Origin of the sequence: Rubripirellula amarantea (genome assembly GCF_007859865.1) — a bacterium.
In the GTDB taxonomy this organism is placed as follows: domain Bacteria; phylum Planctomycetota; class Planctomycetia; order Pirellulales; family Pirellulaceae; genus Rubripirellula; species Rubripirellula amarantea.
In genome coordinates this window covers 1-4,045 of sequence record NZ_SJPI01000008.1, presented here as the reverse complement: position 1 = coordinate 4,045, position 4,045 = coordinate 1, and the positions used below count along the sequence as shown (strand labels likewise).

At 53.9% G+C, this 4,045-nt stretch carries 5 protein-coding genes; all 5 read left to right on the top strand.

The features are described from left to right. Window positions 1-130: 130 nt before the first annotated feature. The 5 genes from Pla22_RS25100 to Pla22_RS25080 all read left to right on the top strand — a co-directional run bounded on the left by Pla22_RS25100 (window position 131) and on the right by Pla22_RS25080 (window position 3,866). Window positions 131-442 carry a hypothetical protein gene (locus Pla22_RS25100; RefSeq protein ID WP_146517658.1) on the top strand — a complete coding sequence of 104 codons (312 nt, stop codon included), beginning with the start codon at window positions 131-133 and terminating at the stop codon, window positions 440-442. Window positions 443-1,043: 601 nt separating this feature from the next. Beyond that, a complete protein-coding gene (locus tag Pla22_RS25095) occupies window positions 1,044-1,487 on the top strand; it encodes a hypothetical protein (protein ID WP_146517657.1) in 444 nt (147 codons plus the stop codon). Window positions 1,488-1,865: 378 nt separating this feature from the next. Further along, window positions 1,866-2,264, top strand: a complete 399-nt coding sequence (locus tag Pla22_RS25090; protein WP_146517656.1) for a hypothetical protein — start codon at window positions 1,866-1,868, stop codon at window positions 2,262-2,264. A gap of 134 nt (window positions 2,265-2,398) precedes the next feature. Continuing rightward, on the top strand, window positions 2,399-2,818 hold the full coding sequence (locus Pla22_RS25085; protein WP_146517655.1) for a hypothetical protein: 420 nt from the start codon (window positions 2,399-2,401) through the stop codon (window positions 2,816-2,818). 727 nt (window positions 2,819-3,545) lie between these two features. After that, window positions 3,546-3,866 (top strand): hypothetical protein, encoded by a 321-nt coding sequence (locus Pla22_RS25080; protein ID WP_007336647.1) that lies wholly within the window; start codon window positions 3,546-3,548, stop codon window positions 3,864-3,866. The last annotated feature ends 179 nt before the right edge of the window (window positions 3,867-4,045 follow it).

The following is a 4,045-nucleotide window of genomic DNA, read 5'->3' as shown; positions in this document are numbered from 1 at the left end:
GAGAACGATCACGGCTTGGTCAGCAGGTGTAACCAGCCGACTCGCCTCAAACCACGGACTTCATGGATTCTTTATCCGACTGAGCAACTTCAACAGATACTGCAAATCCTGACCACGACCTGCCACCACATTGACGCGAACAAATCCTAAGCCGCAACAGTACTCTGTCCGTGATCTTCTCGGCCTCACCGGTCTTCTTGCGGTTGCACTCTGCTTGGTTCCTGTCGCAATGCTTCCCGCAATGTCGTTCCTTTGGCTTCCGATCGGCCTGGTTCTTGTGTTTGCATCCGGGCTATTGACTGCCGGTCGTAGCGGCGCAAAGCGGGCAGTCCTCGGTACCGCCATGATTCTGATCTCGTTGTTTTTAATCGCCATTGCCTTGTGCGTGCTTGCTTGGCTGGCATACGTTATCTTCGCGATCGCGACAAACGCCGTCGGCTAGCACTCGAATTTGCAACGGCGGATAACCAAGCCATGCACACGGAGCACGGCTTGCGAGTTTTTACAAATGGATACATCACTCTCCGTGCCCGGTGATGGCAACCGTTATCCGACTCGGTGCGTGGGTGCCGACTGGCAGTTCGCCGACCTGTGCCCTCGGTTTGTAACGCATCTCGCGCGACCCAAAACCAAGTTGGGTTGCGTAGTCTAAGGCGACGGAGTTCAGACTGGTGACCTTTCGACCGTGTTTCTACCGTCTCTATGCTGCCCTGCGGGGTATTTACAACACTCGATCCAAGATGGAGATTTTCCGACATTGATTCTGCGGTCCCCATGCTGCCCTGCGGGGCACTTGCAATGCTCGACTCAAGGTGGCGACGTCCCGTCGATGCTTTCCGCTCGCGCGGGTGCCACAGACGGCTATACACGATACAATCGACCACTGTCGCAAGCCGACAGACCTTATGCCCGTTTCATAAGACGGATAACCATGGGATGCACCGGAGTACGGCTTGCACGCGTTTCCTGATGGTTACCTTTTCTCTCCGTACCCGGTGATCCCGACCGTTCGCCCAACGAGATTGTGACTGCAACGTCGGTGCATGCCTGTACTTGAATTGATATTACTGCTTGTCGTAGCGTTTCCCATCGCTTGGCTGATCGCTGAGTTCTACGACAACCGCGCTGCACGAATCACGTTGGGCGTTTGTGCGATCGCGATGTCATTCGGTGTTGCTTGGATCGTCGGATCGCTTGATCGGCTGCAATCCAACATTTACTTCTCCGAAGCAACAAAAGACCTTATTCAAAACACGATCATCGAACTTGAGAACGATAGGGCCGACGACGTCCTCACAGAACTGCGGGTACTGCGTGACGACTTTCGTCCGACGTACGAAACACGCGACGATTATGATGTCCTCGTAGACCGATACATCCACTCAATCTCGGAAGCTCCTGTCGAACATTCAGATGGTGACCCGCGATGGTCTCACGAAATGGTAGACTACACGCCGCCCGAAACAGAAGAAGTCGGCGAACCATGACATGCACGGGAGCACGGCTTGCGGCGTTTTTCGCAATGGATAGTCAACTCTCCGTGCCCCGTGATGTCCACCGTTATCGCTCCTTAGTATTGACCTGCGAACATTTCGCCAGCGGCGCTGGCTCATCTGTTTGGTGGTTGCTGTCACCCATAGGGCCGAAGGCTGTTCTGACTCAACCGTTTTGATCACTCCGCTTGAACGTCGGTCGGGTATTTGCGCTCGTTTTGTGGACCTTCGATTTTGCGGTCTTTCACGCAGCCAAACCCGCTTCACATCACAAGCTTATACTCGGTCCTGATGTTAGACTGTGTCGTAGTTCTACCTTTGCAAATGGCTCTGAAAACGGCGATAACCATGGGTTGCACTCGGAGCGGGCGTGTGTCGATCGTTCGCTTCGCTCTGCCAAACCTCTACCCGCCCGGTGAACCCTACCGTTATCGCAATCATAATGTTTGCATCGTGATATCCGACGGAAACCCTTACCAATCTGGATCGGATATCGGACAACCACTGGACGTCGAAACACCGGCATGGAGACGCACGCTCGGTTCACTTTTGCGAATATCTGGTGCGATCGTTATCGCGATTCCCGTTGTTGCATTCGCTTTTGACCTTCCCGATGCGAACATCAACGACTATTTGAATGACCTTCCTGCAATCATAACTGCGCTGTGTTGCTACCTCGGCTTCGGTGCCCTGATGATCTATCTTGGCAATAAACTATCTGCCCCAAGACGTAGACTTCGGCGTGCCCAAAATGATCTCGGGCAGCGATAGATCCCCAATGCGATCAATGCCCGCAACAATTTGCGATAACCATGCGATGCACACGGAGCGGCGGTGGATAATTTTTTTCAAATGGTTGCCGAACTCCCGCCGCCCGGTGATCGCCAACGTTCTGTGCACGAATCGTGATACCCACCCCATCCGAAATTGAACGTGCCATCGACTCCGGCGGTGTTCCGTTGCGTGAGATGTTCGCTTCTGCCGACTGTGATTCGCTGCTGGACCTGCGTGATTCTTCCTCTGATTTTGACGCGGCATGGCAAGCCGCACACAAAACAACTGAAAAGATCCGGTTCATACTCAACGAACCGATCCCGACCACGACACTACGCGAATTGGCGTTCAAAGCTGTTTTCGACGCCACTGAACACCACGATCTTGCGGCGTGCGTGTCGGACGATTTCGGACTGATTGGATGTGCGGGGTACGTTTCTTCGCACGACTCGATTGACGGCTTTCGCGACGCTACAATTGAGTGGCTCTGGCAGGAGTATTCCGACGGACGGCTACCTATTCCGCCGATGCCAGGAAGCACAGAACCATGACATGCACGGGAGAACGGCTTGCGCGGTTTTTGAAGTGGAAAGTCTTTCGTCCGTTCCCCGTGATGTCTACCGTTATCCCACTGATTGATGCCGATCGAAGCAACCCTCTCTAACGCGCACCAATTTGCAAAAAGCGGCGAACACTGGCGATCCCGAGAGATTCTGCGGTCCAGCCTGGCAAACTACTCCTACGATCGCCGCTTACTTGTCGCGCTCGTGGACACGTGTTCGGCAATGGGCGACCGGTTGGAAGCCGGGCGTTGGCTTCTGACCTACGTCGATGATCCGACCGACTCGCAGCGTGAGTTAATCGACCTTTTCGTCGATCGACATCGCGCAGCTGGATATCACACCTTGCTTTCGCAATTTCCCGTAGCACTGCGCCCGAGGACGCTCGACGATTCACCCCGTTTTCTACGCTCAATCTTGGTTCAACTTGACGCGCCTCACACGCTCCGCTCTGATCCTTGCACAAAAGGGTTTGTTGCTTCTGACTGGGTTCTGGTAATCGGTTGTGCAGCGGCATCTATAGCTGTCGGTTTGTGCGCACTCGTTGGGCTTGTGGCCATTGCCAACTGGGTGTTCCGTCAATCGTGACTGATGGGATAACCAAGGGTTGCACTCGGAGCGGGCGTGTGTCGCTCGTTCGCTTCGCTCTGACAAATCTCTACCCGCCCGGTGAACCCGGTCGTTCCCCGACTGACTGGCAACGATTCAAGACTACTCAATGTTTTCTGAAAATGAGGTCTGCTACGAATGCAATTGCACAGTGGTTGAGGACCGCGATTACTTGGAAATCGTAACTTGGGTGTATTTGGGATTCTTCAAGACGGAACGCAGCAGCACCGATTGCGATGTTCCGTTTCATTTCTACCGATTCGCTAAGTTCGACGATTTCCAACGTTGGAAGCAAAATGGCGGAACAAAACTTGATGCCATCAATCTCACTTCCATGGACCAAGTTCGTCGGCGGTTTGTCGACCGACAGGCGATGGTGGATTCTGTGTTAGACTGGCACAAATTCCTTTCCGGTCCCGATCCAGATTGATGACCAATGTGATTCGTGTGTTCGTCGCCAACGATGCGGGGAACCATCCAATGCACCCGAGCGGCGAAGTCGGGCGTTTTCAAATGGACAATCTCTCGTCGCCGCCCTCGTTGTTACACACATCTTTGATTCGCTCCAGGTCCGAAAGCGAGCCAGCACGTTGCCATGATGTGCATGGC

Bases quoted from the DNA above. Each gene is read 5' to 3' on its own strand.
- Pla22_RS25095 (WP_146517657.1), top strand. From the start codon at position 1,044: ATGCCTGTACTTGAATTGATATTACTGCTTGTCGTAGCGTTTCCCATC.
- Pla22_RS25080 (WP_007336647.1), top strand. From the start codon at position 3,546: ATGTTTTCTGAAAATGAGGTCTGCTACGAATGCAATTGCACAGTGGTT.